Raw genomic sequence first — 16,771 nt, forward strand, 5'->3', positions numbered from 1 at the left:
TCATGAAAGGTCGATCATGATCGCGAAATTGGTCCTCCAAACATTCGTCTGGTTTGGCGCCATGGGCGCCTTGCTCTTCCTGTCGGCCGGCACACTGCACTGGCCGGGGGCCTGGGTCTATCTGGTGGGGATGGTGGGGCTCAGTCTCACCTTGGGCGTGGCGCTGGCAAGGCGCGATCCCGGCCTGATGAATGAGCGGCTGAGTTCTCCCATCCAGAAGAATCAGGACACGGCCGACAAGGTCCTGCTGTCCATACTACTGTTCGCCATCTTTGGTTCGCAGATATTCATGGGGTTCGACGTCCGTTTCGGCTGGTCCGTGGTTCCCGTCTGGGTGCAGGTGGTCGGCGCGCTCGTCCTGCTGCTCGGAATCTGGATCTGCTATCTGACGATGCTGGAGAACAGTTTCGCGGCGCCCGTGGTGAAGATCCAGGATGAACGCGGACAACGTGTGATCTCCACGGGGCCTTACAGCTACGTCCGCCATCCGATGTACGCTGGCGCCATCCTTTTCTTCGCCGGCACTGCACTTCTGCTTGGTTCCTGGTGGGGGCTGGCGTCGGTACTCGTGATCGTCGTTCTCCTGGCCATCCGCACCTTCATTGAAGAGAAGACGCTTCGCACCGGCCTGCGCGGCTATGACGACTATGTGGCCCGGGTCCGTTACCGCCTGATCCCATTGGTTTGGTAGCAGGCGCTCAGGCGGAAACACCTGCCGCCTTTGCCCGCGCCAGAAGCCGCTCGGCTAGCCGCAGATGCGGTCGATCGAACATCTTGCCGTCAATGCCGACAACGCCGGGACTTCCCGCTGCCGCGAACGCGGCGACGATTGCTGCCGATTGTCTCACGGCCTCGGCCGACGGCGTGAAGGCGGCGTTGATGACCGGCACCTGATCGGGGTGGATCGCCATCTTGCCGGTAAAGCCATCGCGCTCGGCCTCGGTGCATTCCGCTTCGAAGGCCGCCATGTCGCGAAAATTCGGGAAGACGGTGTCGATCGCCTCGACCTCCGCCGCACCGGCGGCAAGTATGGTCATGGTGCGAGCGTGTCGGAACACGTCCGTGTAGCGGCCATGCTCGTCGCGGGCGCTGCGCGCGCCGATCGCCGCCGACAGGTCTTCAGCGCCCCAGGTGAGGCCGGCAAGCCGCGCACTTGTCCCGGTATAGGTCGCCGCCGCCAGCACGCCTGCCGGCGTTTCGGTGATGATCGGCAGGATCTTGATTGCGCCGTCGGCCAGATCATTTTCGGCCTCGCGCACCCTGAGCTTTGCCGACATATGCTGTACATCCTGGCCGCTGTTCGACTTGGGCAGCATGATGCCGTCGGGTCGTGCCGGCACCAACGCCACCAGATCGTCATCCGTCAGGCCGGTCGTGAGGTCGTTGACCCTGACATAGATGGCTGAACTGGTTTGCGCCCTGCGTTCCAGGATGAAGCGCGCCGCCACCTCGCGCGCCAGCGCCTTGTTGTGCGGCGCCACGGAATCTTCGAGGTCGACGATGATCACGTCGGCGCCGGCACCAAAACTTTTTTCCAGTTTCCTCTGGGAATCGCCAGGGACGAACAGCAGCGAACGCATGCGTCAGATCGCCTTCTTCAGCATCATCGCTTGCCTGGTGCATTTGGCGACGAGATCGCCATGCTGGTTGTAGGCGCGATGCTCGAATTCGACGATGCCGCGATCGGGTTTCGACCTGGATTCGCGCACCGAGATGACTGTCGTCTCGACCCGGATGGTGTCGCCATGGAAGACCGGATGCGGAAACACGGTCTCCTTCATGCCGAGATTGGCGACCGTAGTGCCGACTGTGATGTCATTGACCGAAATGCCGATCATCAAGCCGAGCGTGAACAGCGAGTTGACCAGCGGCTTGCCCCATTCGCTCTTGGCGGCGAAATCGAAGTCGATATGCAGCGGCTGCGGGTTCAGCGTCATTACCGAAAACAGCATGTTGTCGCTTTCGGTAACGGTCTTGCGCAGCGTGTGCTGGAAGACATGGCCGACAACGAACTCTTCGAGATAAAGCCCGGCCATTTCTTTCTCCTCAGGTGCTTGACGGTGATAGGCGCTGCAAATCAGCCTCGCAAGCCAGTTAATGAACATGGTGAACGGTTCGTAAACCAATTCTGCCTACGGTCGTCAGTGGGGTCAGAAGCTTCTGACAAGGGACGTAAGCAGGCGGGCATGGTTGTTGTTTCGCATTTCCTGAAATGGATCTACACCGCCAGGGTGTCGGAGCGTGCAGCGGCGGCGAGCGCTCTGGCCCGGGCCTATATCAATTCCGAATTGCCTTTCGAGGACCGTTGCGCCGCCGAGGCGGCGCTGACGCTATTGCTCGACGATGCCTCGTCGAAGGTGCGGCTGGCGATGGCCGAGGCGCTGTCGATGAGCCACCAAGCGCCAATGCAGATCATCAGCGTGCTGGCCTCCGACCAGCCGGAAGTCGCCGGCGTGGTGCTGGCGCGCTCGCCGCTGCTCACCGACGCCGACCTGATCAACCGCGTGGCCTCAAGTCCGAAGGCGACACAGAAATTGATCGCCGACCGGCCACTCGTCTCGATGGCGCTGTCGGCGGCCATCGCCGAGATCGGCGAGGCGGACGCCTGCGCGGTGCTGCTCGCCAACAGCGGCGCCGACATCGCCTCGCTCAGCTTCCGCCGCATGGCCGAACGGCATGGGCACCTGCCGCTGGTGCGCGAGGCGCTGATATCGGATATCAGGCTGCCGGCCGACTGTCGGCATATGCTGCTCGTCAAGCTCGGCGAAATGTTGAAAACGTCGCCACTGGTGATGGCGATGATGGGCGCGGCGCGAGCCGACCGCGTCATGCGCGACGCCTGCGTCAAGGCTTCGGTGACGCTGATAGAAGGCACGCGCCAGGAAGAACATGCGGCCCTGATCGAGCATCTCAGGCTGCGCGGCGACCTTACCGCGAGCTTTCTGATCCGCACCATCGCGCATGGCAAGGTCGATTTCTTCGGCTCGGCGCTGGTCGCGCTCAGCCAGCAGTCCGAACAAAGGGTAAGGGCGCTGCTTGCCGGCGGGCATGATGTCGCCTTGCAGGCGCTGTTCCGCAGCGCAGGACTTGCCGCAGTCACCCATGCCATCATCCTGCGTGCGCTGAAGATCTGGCGCGAGGTTGCCAACGGCAAGCGCGTCGCCGGTGTGCAAGAGGTCAGCTGGCTGATGCTCAAGGAGGAGGGCGGGCAGTCCGCGGAAGGCGATCTTGCCACGCTGGTCAAGTCGATCCATCTCGACGCGCTGCGCGAGAACGCACGCGGCCACGCACTGGCGATAGCGGCGGCTTAGCCTTTATCCCTCGCGAAAAAGTCCGGGAAATCCTCCATCGCCGCGGCAATGATGCGCAGCGATGCTGCGATTTGTAGCAATTCGCCGGTGCCGTTTCGCTCGGCGATGTTCGCTGCGTACTGCCGGGCGACGGCGACGGTCGAGGTCTGTGGATCGCCGGGCGCGCGGAAAAGCAGTTCGCGCGCCAGTCCCCTCAGGAAGTTGGCGATCGAAAGCGCGGTCTCGGATGGAATGGCATGGCTTTGGCTTGCATCGCGCAGCCGAAGGACCTCCAGGCCGACGGTGACGGCGGCGACTCCGCCGCCCAGAACCGCATCGCCCTTCTGACCGGCATTCTGCACCAGCGGCATCAGCTGGTTGATGCGGTCGTAGGCGAGGCTCTCGAAGGCCGACCGCCTCGGCACCCGCTCATGCAGGCAAAGCCGCGCCAGATCCTCGCGCATGGCGCGCACGATGCGGTTGGCCGCGAGCCACGGATCGGCTGGCAGCACGACGATGAAGACACCGATCGCCAGCAGGATGCCGACCAGGATCGACGCCGACCCGGCGAAGAAGGGTACGGGATCGTAGGTCATTGCCTGGTGCGGGCTCAGGAAGGCGAGGAAGTTGATGGCGAAGGCCGTCGCCACGCCGACATAGCGTGGATTGGCCATGGCCAGCGCCGTCGGTACAAGGATGGGCACGACAAACAGCATGAACCAGCCGAAGCCCGGCAAAGCGGGCAGCGCGATCTGGCCGACGAGAAAGGCAAAGGGCAAAGCGAGCAGCGTTCCCTTGAAGAAACCCCAGGCGACCTGCACAGGGTCGGGGCGAGCAGCAAACAGGCTCGATACGACAGCAACGAGGATGACCGTACCGGCCGCTTCCGACCATTTCGTCGTCAACCAGAAGGCCGCGACCAGCAGCGTGGCAAGGGCAGCGCGCACGGCGTTGCGCGACGCGCCGGCGTAATCGCGATGCACCACCAGCGCAGGCTGCCTGCTGCCCCTGGCCGACCGCGTGGCAGGCGCGCGCAAGGCATCGAGGCCGCGCAGCACCTGCTTGAGCGCATCGGCGAAATCGGCGGCGATGGTCAGGCGGGTGATAGTGCCGACCCTGTCGTCGCCCTGTTCGGTCGAGGCATCGGGCATTTGCCGGGCGTTTCCGGCAATCGCATCGAGCCGAGCCATCCACAGCGCCGTATCGTTCAGCGCGCCGGGCTTGGTCGCCAGCTCGCTGACCAGCGACTGCAGTTCCGAGCGTACCGGAATGAGCGCCGCATTCTTCGGAGCGGCGTGCGAATGCAGCGCGCGTGCCGCCGACAGGGCCGAGAGCAGCTGTCCGATGGTGCGCCGGACCGGATGGGCGCGCGGCGCGAAGCTTGGCGCCTCGAGCCTGGCATAGGCGCGCATCTCGCCGAGCGTCTGGGCATCAGTGATCAGCTTCCGGTGCAGCGCGGACAGCGTTGCCGGGTCGCCGCCGGAGAACGCACCGTCGGCATAGGTGGCAAGATCGAGGATGCAGCGTTTCAGGCGCGAGACGATGGCGTCGCTGGCCAGTTTTGGCAGGATCAGGCGGCTGGTCAGGCCGGCGCAGACAATGCCAAGCACGATCTCGGCACATCGCGCGATCGCGAGGTCGACGACGAGATGCGGCTGTCCGAAGGCGGGCAGGCCGATGATCATTGCGGTGTAGCCGGCGAGCGCGGCGCCATAGGCTTCCGGATTGCGCAGCAGCGACGAGACGAAGGTGCAGATGCCGATCCAGACGGCAAGCACCGTCACCAGCACCCAGGGGTTGGTGCCGAATACGGTGGTGATACCGATCGCCGCGACGCCGCCGACCAGCGTGCCGAGCAGCCGGTAGAAGCCCTTCGCCAGCACCATGCCGGCAACCGGCTGGGCGACGATGAACACCGTCATCATGGCCCATTGCGGGTGGTCGAGTTTTAGGGCGTAGGCGGCCAGCAGTGCGATCAGGCCGGCTGAAACGGTGCGAAGAGCGAAAATCCAGTCCGAGCGCGTCGGTTGCGTCAGGTCGGTCAAACTGGTTTCGAAATAGCCTTTCAGCCGTGCCGCAATCACACGCTGGTCTCCATATCAGAAGCGCAAGCTAAACCGGCTGATGGCTAGATATCCAGCACTTCCGTCTCGGCGAATTCGGCGCGTTCCTGGATGAAGCGGAAGCGGGCTTCCGGCTTGGTGCCCATCAACGCATCGACGGCGTCCTTGGTCGCCGCCTCGGCGTCGATCACGTCGATCCTGAGCAGCGTGCGCTTCCTCGGATCCATGGTGGTTTCCTTGAGCTGGGCCGCCATCATCTCGCCCAGGCCCTTGAAGCGGCCGAGTTCGACCTTGCCGCGCCCGGTGAATTCGGTGCGCAGGAGCTCGTCCTTGTGCGCGTCATCCCGGGCATAGGCGACCTTGCCGCCTTGCCTGATCGAGTAAAGCGGCGGCACCGCCAGATAGAGGTGGCCACCACGCACCAGTGCCGGCATCTCCTGGTAGAAGAAGGTGATCAGCAGCGAGGCGATATGGGCGCCGTCGACATCAGCGTCGGTCATGATGATCACGCGGTCGTAGCGCAAATCCTCGTCGCGGTATTTCGACCGCGTGCCGCAGCCGAGCGCCTGGATCAGGTCCGAGATCTGCTGGTTGCCGGCGAGCTTGTCGTTGCCGGCGCTGGCGACGTTGAGGATCTTGCCGCGCAATGGCAGCACCGCCTGGCTGGCGCGGTCCCGCGCCTGCTTGGCTGAGCCGCCGGCCGAGTCACCTTCAACGATGAACAGTTCAGCGCCGGCCGCGGCATTCTGCGTGCAATCGGCGAGCTTGCCCGGCAGCCGCAGTTTGCGCACCGCGCTCTTGCGCGACACCTCTTTTTCCTGCCGTCGGCGCACCCTCTCGTCGGCGCGCGCGATCACCCATTCGAGCAGCTTCGAGGCTTCCTGCGGATTGTCGGCCAGCCAATGGTCGAACGGATCGCGGATCGCGGTCTCGACAATTCGAATTGCCTCGATCGTCGCCAGCCTGTCCTTGGTCTGGCCGACGAATTCCGGCTCGCGGATGAACACCGACAGCATGCCCGCCGCCGAGATCATGACGTCTTCCGAGGTCACGATCGAGGCGCGCTTGTTGCCGACGAGATCGGCATAGGCGCGCAGGCCCCGCGTCAGCACGTTGCGGAAGCCGGCTTCGTGGGTGCCGCCTTCGCCGGTCGGGATGGTGTTGCAGTAGGAATTGATGAAGCCGTCGCCGCCGAACCAGGTCACCGCCCATTCGAGCGAGCCATGGCCGCCTTGTTTCTCGCTCTTGCCGGCGAAGATTTCGCGAGTCACCTGGAAGTCGTCGCCGAGCGATGCCTTGAGATAATCCTTCAGGCCGCCGGGAAAATGGAATTCAGCCTTGGCCGGTGTCTGATCTTTTTCCTTGATCAGCGACGGATCGCAGGTCCAGCGGATCTCGACACCACCGAACAAATAGGCTTTCGAGCGCGTCATGCGGTAGAGCCGCGCCGGTTCGAACGCAGCGCCCTTGCCGAAAATCTGCTCGTCGGGGTGGAATCGGATCTTTGTGCCGCGCCGGTTGTGGATTTCGCCCAGTTGCTCCAGGCCGGTCACGGGAACGCCGCGCGAGAATTTTTGTCGATACAGTTGCCGTCCCCGCGCGACCTCGACCTCGAGATGGTCCGACAGCGCGTTGACCACGGACACGCCGACGCCATGCAGGCCGCCTGATGTCTCGTAAACCTTGGAGTCGAACTTGCCGCCCGAATGCAGCGTCGTCATGATCACTTCGAGCGCCGGCTTCTTGAACTTCGGGTGCGGATCGATCGGGATGCCGCGGCCATTGTCGGTCACGGCGAGATAGCCGTCGGCCGAGAGCTCGACATCGATGAAGGTGGCATGGCCGGCTACCGCCTCGTCCATCGAATTGTCGATGACCTCGGCGAACAGATGGTGCATCGCCTTGTCGTCGGTGCCGCCGATATACATGCCTGGCCGGCGGCGCACCGGCTCCAGCCCTTCCAGCACCTCGATGTCGGCAGCGCTATAGCCCTCGCTGCCATCCTTGATTGAGGCAGGACGCTTGGTGGCCTGCACCAGCGGATCCGCCGGGCGCGCCGGTGTGCGAACCGGCTGCGGCTGCTTGTCCATATTGCCGAAGAGATCGTTGTTGTCGTCCATGCCTGCCATAGGGTCCGGTGCTGCGAATCACCTCGCGATACTGCCACGCTTTTCAGCGCCAAGCGACCGAGGTTCCTGTTCCGTTCGGGGATCTGATCCCTCTTAACCCAAAACCATTCGATAACCAAGCGGGCGGAAATAGGTCCGATGCCGCCGCGCAAGATTCCTGATTCTTTAACAATGCGGCCTAGCGTGAGCCCAACAAAACAAGAAACTGCTGATATCAGGGGTTTAGGCGTGAGGGGCAAGGCCATATCGATGATCGGCATCGCCGCCGTTTTCGGGGCGATCTCGATCTTTGCCGCGGATTTCTGGGTCAAAAGCCAGGCCGAGGCCGATTCCGAAGAGAAGACGTCGTCGATCCCGGCACTTGTTGTGCCGAAGGTCGAGTTCAAGACCATCGTGGTGGCGAATGCCCCATTGCGCTACGGCATGGCGCTCGACCGCGCGCAGCTCAGCGAAATCCCGTGGTCGCAAGAGGCCGTGCCGCAGGGCGCCTTCACCACCATCAATGCGTTGCTTGCCGATGGCAGCCGCGTGGTGCTGTCGCCGATCGAGGTCAACGAACCGGTGCTGCTGACCAAGCTGTCCGGTCCGAACGGCCGCGCGACACTCTCCAACATGATGACGCCTGGAATGCGGGCGGTCACCATCCGCACCGATGAGATCGCCGGTGTCGGCGGCTTCGTCACGCCCGGTGACCGCGTGGACGTGGTGCTGACGCGCGATGCCGGCGAAATTCAGGAAGTGGCCAAGAATGCGCAAGGGGCCGCCGGTTCGACCATCACCTCCGAGATCGTCGTCGCCGATGCCAAGGTGCTGAGCGTCGGGCAGGGCGCCGACGAGCGCCAGACGACGCCGCAGATTTCCAATTCGGTGACTATAGAGGTGACGACAGACGGCGCGCAGAAAGTGGCGTTGGCCCGCACCGTCGGCACCTTGTCCCTGTCGCTTCGGTCCGCCAGCGAAGGCGGTGACGGCAAGAACGGCGTCACCACCATCTCCTCCTTCGGCGGATCGGTCGCCTCGGATGTGCAGGCCGCGGCCGGCTCGGTGTTCGACGCCGTCACCAAGGAGCCGGAGAAACCGAAGTTCAAGACGGTCATCGTAACGCGCGGCACGAAGGCCGAGGAATACCAGGTTCCTTCGCGGGACCAGAAATAAGCCAGTGGGGACTGGGTGAGGGACGGGACAATGTTCGGGCTGTTCACATATCGGGTCATGGGGCGGTTGCGCATTTTGCGTGCGGTGGCTGTCGCGTCTTCGCTGGCTGCTGCCGCGATGCTGGCTTTCGGCGCCTCGGCGAGAGCTGACAACGACATCGTCTATGTGTCGTCGACCAAGAATGCGTCGATCAAGGTTGCCAAGGGCAAGCCGAAGACGATCATGACCAGTGCCGCCTTCTACCAGATCGTCATCGGCGACCCGGAGATCGCCAACGTCAATCCGCTGACCGACAAATCCTTCTACGTGCTCGGCAACAATCTCGGCACTACCGGCATTGCGCTGTTCGATGAGAAGAAGCAGCTTGTCGGCACCGTCGACATCGAGGTGACGCTCGACACAGACCAGCTGGCCAGCACCATTCGGGCCAGCGTGCCGGATGCCAGGATCAAGGTCGGATCGGCCAATGGCCGGGTCGTGCTGTCGGGCGAGGCGGATGACGCGGTCGCCGCCGAAAAGGCAAACAAGATCGCGACGCGCTTTTCCGGCGCCGAGGAGGTCATCAACTCGGTCAACATCTCATCGTCGCAGCAGGTCCAGCTCAATGTCCGCTTTGTCGAGATCAACCGCCAGGCGGGTCAGGATCTGGGCGCCAAATACGCCGCCAATTTTGCCTACGGCCTCGGTGGCCGCGACGTCTCGATCGATCCGGGTACAGTGCCGGCCGCCGGCACCGGCGAGATCATCGGCAGGCTTTTGTCGAACGGCGTGTCGATCGATATCGCTATCAAGGCGCTCGAGGAACGCGGTCTCGCCCGTCGGTTGGCCGAGCCGAACCTGATCGCCCGGTCCGGCCAGACGGCGAGCTTTCTCGCCGGCGGCGAATTCCCGATCCCGGTCTCCGAAGACGACGGCAAGATCTCGGTCAGCTACAAGAAATACGGCGTCAGCCTGGATTTCACGCCGACCGTCCTCAAGGATGGGCTGGTCAGTCTGGACATCGCGCCGGAAGTCTCCTCGATCGACGCATCGGCCTCCTACAATATCGGCACCATCTCGGTTCCCGGCTTCATCGTGCGCCGTGCCAGGACGTCGGTCGACCTGAAGAACGGCCAGAGCTTCATGATCGCTGGACTGCTGCAGTCGCAAAACGACATCACCACGTCGCGCATTCCCGGCCTCGGCAAGATGCCGGTGCTTGGGGCGCTGTTTTCCTCGAAATCCTATCAGCGGCGCGAGACCGACCTCGTCATCATCGTGACGCCCTATCTGGTCAAGCCGGTCGATCCGTCGAAGAAGCTCATCGAGCCGACAGATGGCACGCAGCCGGCCAGCAACGCCGACTATTTTCTCAACAACACCGAGGAAGTGAAGGATTCCGATGCCGGTCGCACCGTGGCGCTGGCAGACGGCCGCGTCACTCAACCTGCAGCGGCCGCTTCGGCTGGGCATTTCCTCGACCTGCCGAAGGATTGAAGCCATGCGTCTGGTCTTTGGATCGAGCGTCGCCTTGCTGCTGACCGGCTTTGCCGCCGGCTGCACCAGCGACGACTATGTGCGCAGCGAAGGGCCGACGGCCGGCGCCGGAAATGCGCAGGCCGCCAACACCGTCATGCAGATGGTCGATCCCTGGAAATACGGGGTCCAGAACACCAGGCTCCTGGTGCCGGCCCAACGAGGCAGTGCCGCGGCTGTCACACCCGATCAGGCGGCCGGTGCCAAGGCGTCGCAGTCCAGCACGACCAATTGATCCCACGGGCAACTGATCCAACGGTCGATCGACCTGACAGGCTGACAGAATGGCAAACGGCATCAAGACCAGGAAGATCCTGCTCGTATCGACCGACAGGACATTTGCGCAGGACACGCGCACCGCATTTTCCGCCTCCGAGATCATACAGCTCTCGACGGTGGAGAAGAACGTCACCGAGTTGCGCGGCGAGATCCAGGAAGCCGACTTCGGCGCCATCATCGTCGACATGGATGCGGCAAGGCTGGAGGAGGTCGAGTCGCTGCAGCGCATTATGCGCCGGCTGGAGGACAAGGTTCCGGTCGTCGTCGTCACCCAGGAGTTCAACGCCGCCGCGGTGCGCATTCTGGTGCAGCTCAAGGTCGCGGATTTCCTGGTCAAGCCGATCACCACGGCCGATCTGGTGCGCTCCGTCGTGCGGGCGCTGCAGGGACCCGGGCGCGAGGAAAACACCGAATCGCAGATCTACACCTTCATGCCTGCCGCGGGCGGCGTCGGCACCACCACGCTGGCGCTGCAGACCGCTTTCCAGCTGCATCACTCGGTGACGCGCGGCGCGTCGACCTGCGTCGTCGATCTCAATTTCCAGCAGGGCGCCTGTGCCGAATATCTCGACCTCGAACCGCGTTTCGACATCACCGAGATCGAGAACCAGCCCGAGCGTCTCGACCGGCAACTGCTCGACGTGATGCTGTCCAAGCATGCCAGCGGGCTGTGCGTGCTGGCGGCACCGGCGCATCCAGCAGAGATGCGCTCGTTCAAGACCGATGTCGTGGTGCGCATGCTGGACCTCGTTTCGGCCTATTTCGACAATGTCGTCATCGACATGCCACGCACCTGGTTTCCATGGACGGAAACCGTGCTGCTCGGTTCCAACAAGCTCTACATCGTCGCGGAAATGACGGTGCCGTGCCTGCGCCACACCCAGCGGCTGATCCAGGCGGTCTACGAGACTGCCGGCAAGGAAGTGAAGCCGAACGTCATCGTCAACCGTTTCGAACAGAAGATGTTCGACAACGGCATCAAGCAGGCGGACGTCCAGGAAATTCTCGGCGAGCATTTCGTCGGCGGTATCGCCAACAACTATCGGCTGGTGCGCGAGGCGGTCGATCGCGGCGTGCCGTTGCACGAGATCGATCCAAACGCCAATGTCGTCAACGATCTGAAGAAGATCATCCTGCCGGAGGAGGCGGTCCCAACCCGGGCGAAATCGCGCTCGCTGTTTGGCATGGGCCGTGGATTGCTGAAGAGGAAAGCCGGATGACCAGCCGCTTCTCCGCCCTGCAGAACCGCGATGCGCTTCCGCAGCGCGTGCCTGAGACGACGCCGGTCGCCCATCATGCCGTCGTCATTCCGACCAGCCGAAAGGCTTTGCCGGCAAAGCCGGACACAGCGCCGGCAAAGAATGCCAACAAGGTGCTCGATGCGCGCGTGCGTATCCACCGGCTGCTGCTCGAAGAGATCAATCTTGTCGCGCTGGAGCGTTTGCCGAAGGATGAGATGCGCCGGCAAGTGCATGATTTCGTGTCGGAAAAGACCAAGCAGGAGCGGATGGCGATCAACACCGTCGAGCTTGACGCGCTGGTCGACGACATCGTCGACGAGATGGTCGGCCTCGGTCCGCTCGAGCCGCTGCTCAAGGACCCGGACATCAACGATATCCTGATCAACGGCCACATGAACTGCTTTGTCGAAAAGAAGGGCAAGCTGCAGCCGGTCCACATTCCGTTCAAGGACGAGGCGCATCTCCTGCGCATCGTCAACAAGATCGTCGCCGCGGTTGGTCGCCGCGTCGACGAATCGCAGCCGATGGTCGATGCCCGCATGCTGGACGGCTCGCGCTTCAACGCTGCCATCCGCCCGGTTGCGGTCGATGGGCCGCTGGTGTCGATCCGAAAATTCTCCAAGAACAAGCTCGGCCTGCACAAACTGGTCGAATTCGGCGCCATCACCCAGAACATGGCCGAAGTGCTGGCGGCGGCCGTGCATGCCCGCAAGACGACGATCATTTCGGGCGGTACCGGCACCGGCAAAACGACCATGCTCAATGCGCTGTCGGCCTTCATTCCCGAGGACGAGCGGCTGATCACCATCGAGGACGCGGCCGAGCTCCAACTGCAGCAGCCGCATGTCGCGCGTATGGAAACACGTCCGGCTAACATCGAAGGCCATGGCGAGCTGAAGCAGCGCGACCTGGTCAAGAACGCACTGCGCATGCGCCCCGACCGCGTCATCCTCGGCGAGTGCCGGGGCGAGGAGGCTTTCGACATGCTGCAGGCAATGAACACCGGCCACGAAGGGTCGATGGCGACCATCCATGCCAACACGCCGCGCGACGCCATTTCGCGGCTCGAGCAGATGCTCGGCATGACCGGCATGCCGATGACGGTGCAGTCGATCCGCAGCCAAATCGCCAGCGCGCTCGACCTGATCGTTCAGCTGACGCGCCTGTCCGACGGCAAGCGCAAGGTGACCAGTGTCGCCGAGGTGACCGGCATGGAAGGAGATGTCATCCAGATGCAGGAGATCTTCCGCTTCGTGCGTACCGGCATGGAGGCCGACGGCAGGATTCTGGGCCACTACGAGGCGACCGGCATCCGGCCGCGCTTCCTTGAGGATCTGCGTGCCATGGGCATCGAGTTTCCCGGACGATATTTCGAACCCGGCCGGCCGCAGGAGTAGCCAAGTGTTCGATGGAATGAGCGCTATCTATGTCGTTTATGCCGCGGCCGCGCTGACCGGCATCCTGATCGCCGAGGCCTGCTACCTGCTTTATGCCGGCCGCAGCGACAAGCGCACCGCCATCAACCGGCGCATGAAGCTGCAGGAAAACAAGATCAGCCAGGAGCAGGTGCTTGTCCAACTGCGCAAGGAACGCGGCCTCGACGCAGGCACGCCGCTGTTTTCGCTGGATCGGTTCCGCGCTTTGCGAACCCAGTCGGGCATGATCATGCCGCTGTCGAAATTCCTGATGATCAGCTGCGGCGTGGCGATGGCGATGACCCTGGTCGCCATCTGGTACGGCTTGCCGCCGCTGATGGGGCTTGTGCTGTTTGTGGTGCTTGTGCCGGTGCTGCCGGTGATCACGCTGCGCTTCAAGCGCAAGCGCCGGGTAAAGCGGTTCGGCATGCAATTGCCGGAGGCGCTGGAACTGATCACGCGTGGCCTGAAGGCCGGCCACCCGGTGCCGGTGGCGATCGCCATGGTGGCGCGCGAGATGCCCGACCCGATCGGCACCGAGTTCGGCGTCATCGCCGACGAGGTGACCTATGGCTCCGATCTGGTTTCGGCGTTGAACTCGCTGTTCGACCGGGTCGGCCAGGAGGATCTGCCGCTGTTCGTCACCGCCGTCTCGATCCAGACCAGTTCGGGCGGCAATCTGCGCGAGATCCTCGACGGCCTGGCGACGACGATCCGCGAGCGCGGCAAGCTGCGCCGCAAGGTGCGCGCCATTGCGACAGAAGGTCGGATGTCGGCCTACATCCTGACAGCGGTGCCGGCGTTGCTGTTCACCGCCATTATGGCGCTGATGCCGGGCTTCTACCGCGACGTCTGGGGCGAGGCGAAAACCTGGTACCTGCTCGGCGGCTCGATCACCTGGCTGATGCTGGGCAATCTGATCATGTTCAAGATGTCGAATTTCAAGTTCTGACATGCAGGGCTTCATCGAATTCCTCGCCTCGCTTGCGCCGACCTCATTGATGCCGGTGGCCATCCTGCTGCTGGCGGCGGGTGCTGCCGCTGTTGCCTGGCCTGTTGTCATGGCGAAGGGCGACCGCAACGAGGTCATGCGCCGGCTCAGGGTCGACAACGGCCCCGTGGCCGCCAAACCAGAGCCGGTGCAGAAGAAGAATACCGGCGTCGTGCGCGAGAAGGCGGTGAAGCGGGCGCAGGAATTCTACGCCAGGAGCGATCCGGAAAATGTCGCCCGGCTGCGCATGAAGCTCATCCAGGCGGGCTACATGGAGCCGCGCGCTGTCGGCACGTTCTTCCTGATCCGGTTCAGCGCGATGATCGGCACGGCAATCGGTGTGTTTGTGCTCAACCGGTGGATGGCCAGCCCGGACGCGACGATGGCCAGTCGCTGGACATTCGTCATCCTGTCGGGAGCGGCCGGCTATTTCCTGCCCGGCCTGGTGTTGAGCCAGAAAGTGCGGGAACGCAGGCGTGAGTACCGCAACGGCTTTCCCGATTTCATGGACCTGATGATTGTCTGCTCGGATGCCGGCATGAGCATGGAGGCGGGCATAGAGCGCGTCTCCAAGGAACTCGCCAAGACCTATCCCGCGCTCAGCCAGAACCTGCAGCTGGTGTCGTTGGAGCTGAGGGCAGGGCGCAGCCTCGACGATGCGCTGAAGGCGCTCGCCGACCGCCTCAGCCTGGACGAGGTGCGTTCCTTCGCCACGCTGCTGCAGCAGTCCAAGGAACTCGGCACCAGCCTGTCGGGGGCGCTGCGCGTTTTTTCCGACGACATGCGCCATAAGCGTATGTCGTTGGCCGAGGAAAAGGCGCACGCTCTGCCGGCCAAGATGTCGGTGCCGGTGGTGGTATGCATCCTGCCGGTGGTGCTGATGATCGCGGCCATTCCAGTCATCGTCAAAATGACGGCGCAATAGCATGATGCCGAAAGGTGTGAGGCTTCGATTCGAGCTGAAATCGTCCGGCTCTGGCGAGCGCCCCACAAAAGTCCTAGCAAGGGGACTGACAAACCATTGTTATGACCGTACTCGGCCTTGCAGGTGAAAAGTCCATGCTGTTGCGCACTCTCTTCCTCGGCCTTGCCGCAGCCAGCCTGTCGCCCGCTTGCGCCGTGGCCGACGATTGCGGCGATGCCGCCGCCCTGGTGCAGCAGGCCTACCCCAAAGCTCGAAAGCGCGCCGACGGCACCTCATTCACGCTCGAACCCCATTTCAGCATCGCCCTGACGGATGGCGACACGCCGTTTGGGTTGAGCTGCAAGATCTGGCCTGCCCATGACGACCTGCTGTTGGTAGCCGTGCCGCTGATCGACAGCGCCCAATCCAGCGACGACGGCCATGTCGGCGATATCGAGCTTCTGGTCGTCGACATGAACAGCCTGCAGGTGCGCCAGCGCCTGCTCCAGCCGGGGCTGATCGCCGATGATGCCATCGCCATCCGCAAGATCGAGTTCGATACCGGCCGCTACAGGCTGGCGCCCGGGGTGATGGCCTTCGGCCTGCGCATCGAAATCGCGAACCATTCGCAGGCCAATCCCTTCAGCGAAACCGACCTGCGGCTTTATGTTCTCGCCGACGATGCCCTGCGCCTGGTACTCGATGGCCTTGTCGTGGCCGGCAATGGCGGCGAGGGCGACACCAATTGCGCGGGATCCTTTCATTCGACCGAGGTCAGCCTGGCAATGAGCCCGACGAGCCATCACGGCTATCACGACATGGTCGCGCTCGAGCGGACGCAAACCGATGACCCGTCTCCCGACAAGGATGGCGAGTGCCAGTCCCATCCCGGCAAGCCGGTGAAACGGACCTACCGGCTGCGCTATGACGGCAACCGCTATCCGGTTCCCGAAGTACTCAAGGTCATGGGGCCATGAAAGGCCGCTCGCTTCCTTGCTGCCGGGATTCTCTTAGGAATAGGTCTTCGTCTGGTGCCTGGTGGTTAATGGCTGGTGTGCCCGAAGCCGAATTTTGGCGGCGTTTCGGCACCGAAGTTTAATCGCCGCTGATATATTGTGTTTCCTGAGAACGACCCGGCAAATCGGGCGATGAGGCAGGGGCATGCGTCACAGTAATTTCACGGCAATGGCCGCAATGGCGGCCGTCTTGATGATGTCTGGCTGTACGACGAGTGGCGTCGACACCACCAAGACCACCGCCATCCAACCGGCGGCAAAAGACACCGAAACCTCCGATCTGGCGCAAGGCAAGGCGCAGTTTCGCGACGCCAATTACGGCCTCGCCGAAAAGCACTTCCGCAAGGCCGTCGAGTTGAAAGCCGACAATGCGGAGGCCTGGATGGGGCTCGCCGCTTCCTATGATGAACTCGGCCGCTTCGACTTCGCCGACCGAGCCTACGGCCAGCTTTTGAAGGTCGCCGGCCGCAAGCCGCAGATCGTCAACAATATGGGCTATTCGCAACTGCTGCGCGGCAATCGCAAGAAGGCCAAGGCGTTGCTGCTCGAAGCGAAGGCCGGCATGGCCGATCCAACAGTCGTCAACGCCAACCTCGCTCTCTTGAACAAGGGTTGATCTCGCATCCATGGGTCCGGTTTCGGGACACGTGCCATCGACGCTTTGTAAACCCTATCCGCAGGTTGCATCGATGGATCGCCTGAAAACCCGTATCTGAGGGCTGCCGCTGACCTAGAATGCAGCGCAACCGCCGACGCTCAAGAGGCCCTTGCCC

Annotated in this window: 15 protein-coding genes; 11 read left to right on the forward strand and 4 right to left on the reverse strand. The window is 63.1% G+C overall.

Features of this window, described 5'->3' with window-relative positions; genetic code table 11:
• Positions 1-16 precede the first annotated feature (16 nt).
• A complete protein-coding gene (locus AC0L2U_RS23525) occupies positions 17-691 on the forward strand; it encodes a methyltransferase family protein (RefSeq protein WP_292137928.1) in 675 nt (224 codons plus the stop codon).
• A gap of 7 nt (positions 692-698) precedes the next feature.
• On the opposite strand, the gene AC0L2U_RS23530 is transcribed toward AC0L2U_RS23525, so the two are convergent.
• Both AC0L2U_RS23530 and AC0L2U_RS23535 read right to left on the reverse strand, forming a co-directional pair.
• On the reverse strand, positions 699-1,580 hold the full coding sequence (locus tag AC0L2U_RS23530; RefSeq protein ID WP_128290192.1) for an HpcH/HpaI aldolase/citrate lyase family protein: 882 nt from the start codon (positions 1,578-1,580) through the stop codon (positions 699-701).
• 3 nt (positions 1,581-1,583) lie between these two features.
• Positions 1,584-2,036 carry a MaoC family dehydratase gene (locus AC0L2U_RS23535; RefSeq protein ID WP_023810497.1) on the reverse strand — a complete coding sequence of 151 codons (453 nt, stop codon included), beginning with the start codon at positions 2,034-2,036 and terminating at the stop codon, positions 1,584-1,586.
• A gap of 150 nt (positions 2,037-2,186) precedes the next feature.
• On the opposite strand from AC0L2U_RS23535, the gene AC0L2U_RS23540 reads away from it, so the two are divergent.
• Positions 2,187-3,311 (forward strand): DUF2336 domain-containing protein, encoded by a 1,125-nt coding sequence (locus AC0L2U_RS23540; protein ID WP_127395787.1) that lies wholly within the window; start codon positions 2,187-2,189, stop codon positions 3,309-3,311.
• Here AC0L2U_RS23540 and AC0L2U_RS23545 read toward each other — a convergent pair.
• Positions 3,308-5,374 carry an FUSC family protein gene (locus AC0L2U_RS23545; RefSeq protein WP_127395788.1) on the reverse strand — a complete coding sequence of 689 codons (2,067 nt, stop codon included), beginning with the start codon at positions 5,372-5,374 and terminating at the stop codon, positions 3,308-3,310. The two genes, AC0L2U_RS23540 and AC0L2U_RS23545, sit on opposite strands and share 4 nt — an antisense overlap.
• Positions 5,375-5,418: 44 nt before the next feature.
• Positions 5,419-7,473, reverse strand: coding sequence for a DNA topoisomerase IV subunit B (gene parE, locus AC0L2U_RS23550; RefSeq protein ID WP_127270722.1), 2,055 nt, complete (start codon positions 7,471-7,473; stop codon positions 5,419-5,421).
• Positions 7,474-7,710: 237 nt separating this feature from the next.
• Here parE and cpaB point away from each other — a divergent pair, with 237 nt between their 5' ends.
• The 9 genes from cpaB (at position 7,711) to AC0L2U_RS23595 (ending at position 16,614) form a co-directional block, all read left to right on the forward strand.
• Positions 7,711-8,637, forward strand: a complete 927-nt coding sequence (cpaB, locus tag AC0L2U_RS23555; RefSeq protein ID WP_245481739.1) for a Flp pilus assembly protein CpaB — start codon at positions 7,711-7,713, stop codon at positions 8,635-8,637.
• A gap of 57 nt (positions 8,638-8,694) precedes the next feature.
• Entirely contained in the window at positions 8,695-10,113 is a 1,419-nt protein-coding gene (locus AC0L2U_RS23560; RefSeq protein ID WP_473563714.1) for a type II and III secretion system protein family protein, read from the forward strand.
• Positions 10,114-10,117: 4 nt separating this feature from the next.
• Positions 10,118-10,387 (forward strand): hypothetical protein, encoded by a 270-nt coding sequence (locus AC0L2U_RS23565; RefSeq protein WP_127269273.1) that lies wholly within the window; start codon positions 10,118-10,120, stop codon positions 10,385-10,387.
• Between the two features lie 49 nt (positions 10,388-10,436).
• A complete protein-coding gene (locus tag AC0L2U_RS23570; protein WP_013531961.1) occupies positions 10,437-11,651 on the forward strand; it encodes a CpaE/TadZ family protein in 1,215 nt (404 codons plus the stop codon).
• The gene (locus AC0L2U_RS23575; RefSeq protein ID WP_127810562.1) at positions 11,648-13,069 is read left to right on the forward strand and encodes a CpaF family protein; all 1,422 of its coding nucleotides are present in this window, start codon (positions 11,648-11,650) and stop codon (positions 13,067-13,069) included. The genes AC0L2U_RS23570 and AC0L2U_RS23575 overlap by 4 nt, the downstream gene beginning before the upstream one ends.
• Before the next feature lie 4 nt (positions 13,070-13,073).
• Positions 13,074-14,039 carry a type II secretion system F family protein gene (locus AC0L2U_RS23580; RefSeq protein ID WP_127327445.1) on the forward strand — a complete coding sequence of 322 codons (966 nt, stop codon included), beginning with the start codon at positions 13,074-13,076 and terminating at the stop codon, positions 14,037-14,039.
• A 1-nt stretch (position 14,040) separates the two neighbouring features.
• On the forward strand, positions 14,041-15,003 hold the full coding sequence (locus AC0L2U_RS23585) for a type II secretion system F family protein (RefSeq protein WP_127270729.1): 963 nt from the start codon (positions 14,041-14,043) through the stop codon (positions 15,001-15,003).
• A gap of 134 nt (positions 15,004-15,137) precedes the next feature.
• The gene (locus AC0L2U_RS23590) at positions 15,138-15,959 is read left to right on the forward strand and encodes a PA3715 family protein (RefSeq protein WP_473602727.1); all 822 of its coding nucleotides are present in this window, start codon (positions 15,138-15,140) and stop codon (positions 15,957-15,959) included.
• Positions 15,960-16,143: 184 nt separating this feature from the next.
• On the forward strand, positions 16,144-16,614 hold the full coding sequence (locus tag AC0L2U_RS23595) for a hypothetical protein (RefSeq protein ID WP_127320645.1): 471 nt from the start codon (positions 16,144-16,146) through the stop codon (positions 16,612-16,614).
• Positions 16,615-16,771: the final 157 nt, after the last annotated feature.

The sequence above is a fragment of the Mesorhizobium sp. WSM4808 genome (assembly GCF_055811675.1).

Bases quoted from the DNA above. Each gene is read 5' to 3' on its own strand.
- AC0L2U_RS23525 (WP_292137928.1), top strand. From the start codon at position 17: ATGATCGCGAAATTGGTCCTCCAAACATTCGTCTGGTTTGGCGCCATG.
- AC0L2U_RS23530 (WP_128290192.1), bottom strand. From the start codon at position 1,580: ATGCGTTCGCTGCTGTTCGTCCCTGGCGATTCCCAGAGGAAACTGGAA.
- AC0L2U_RS23535 (WP_023810497.1), bottom strand. From the start codon at position 2,036: ATGGCCGGGCTTTATCTCGAAGAGTTCGTTGTCGGCCATGTCTTCCAG.
- AC0L2U_RS23540 (WP_127395787.1), top strand. From the start codon at position 2,187: ATGGTTGTTGTTTCGCATTTCCTGAAATGGATCTACACCGCCAGGGTG.
- parE (WP_127270722.1), bottom strand. From the start codon at position 7,473: ATGGACGACAACAACGATCTCTTCGGCAATATGGACAAGCAGCCGCAG.
- AC0L2U_RS23560 (WP_473563714.1), top strand. From the start codon at position 8,695: ATGGGGCGGTTGCGCATTTTGCGTGCGGTGGCTGTCGCGTCTTCGCTG.
- AC0L2U_RS23565 (WP_127269273.1), top strand. From the start codon at position 10,118: ATGCGTCTGGTCTTTGGATCGAGCGTCGCCTTGCTGCTGACCGGCTTT.
- AC0L2U_RS23570 (WP_013531961.1), top strand. From the start codon at position 10,437: ATGGCAAACGGCATCAAGACCAGGAAGATCCTGCTCGTATCGACCGAC.
- AC0L2U_RS23575 (WP_127810562.1), top strand. From the start codon at position 11,648: ATGACCAGCCGCTTCTCCGCCCTGCAGAACCGCGATGCGCTTCCGCAG.
- AC0L2U_RS23585 (WP_127270729.1), top strand. From the start codon at position 14,041: ATGCAGGGCTTCATCGAATTCCTCGCCTCGCTTGCGCCGACCTCATTG.
- AC0L2U_RS23590 (WP_473602727.1), top strand. From the start codon at position 15,138: ATGCTGTTGCGCACTCTCTTCCTCGGCCTTGCCGCAGCCAGCCTGTCG.
- AC0L2U_RS23595 (WP_127320645.1), top strand. From the start codon at position 16,144: ATGCGTCACAGTAATTTCACGGCAATGGCCGCAATGGCGGCCGTCTTG.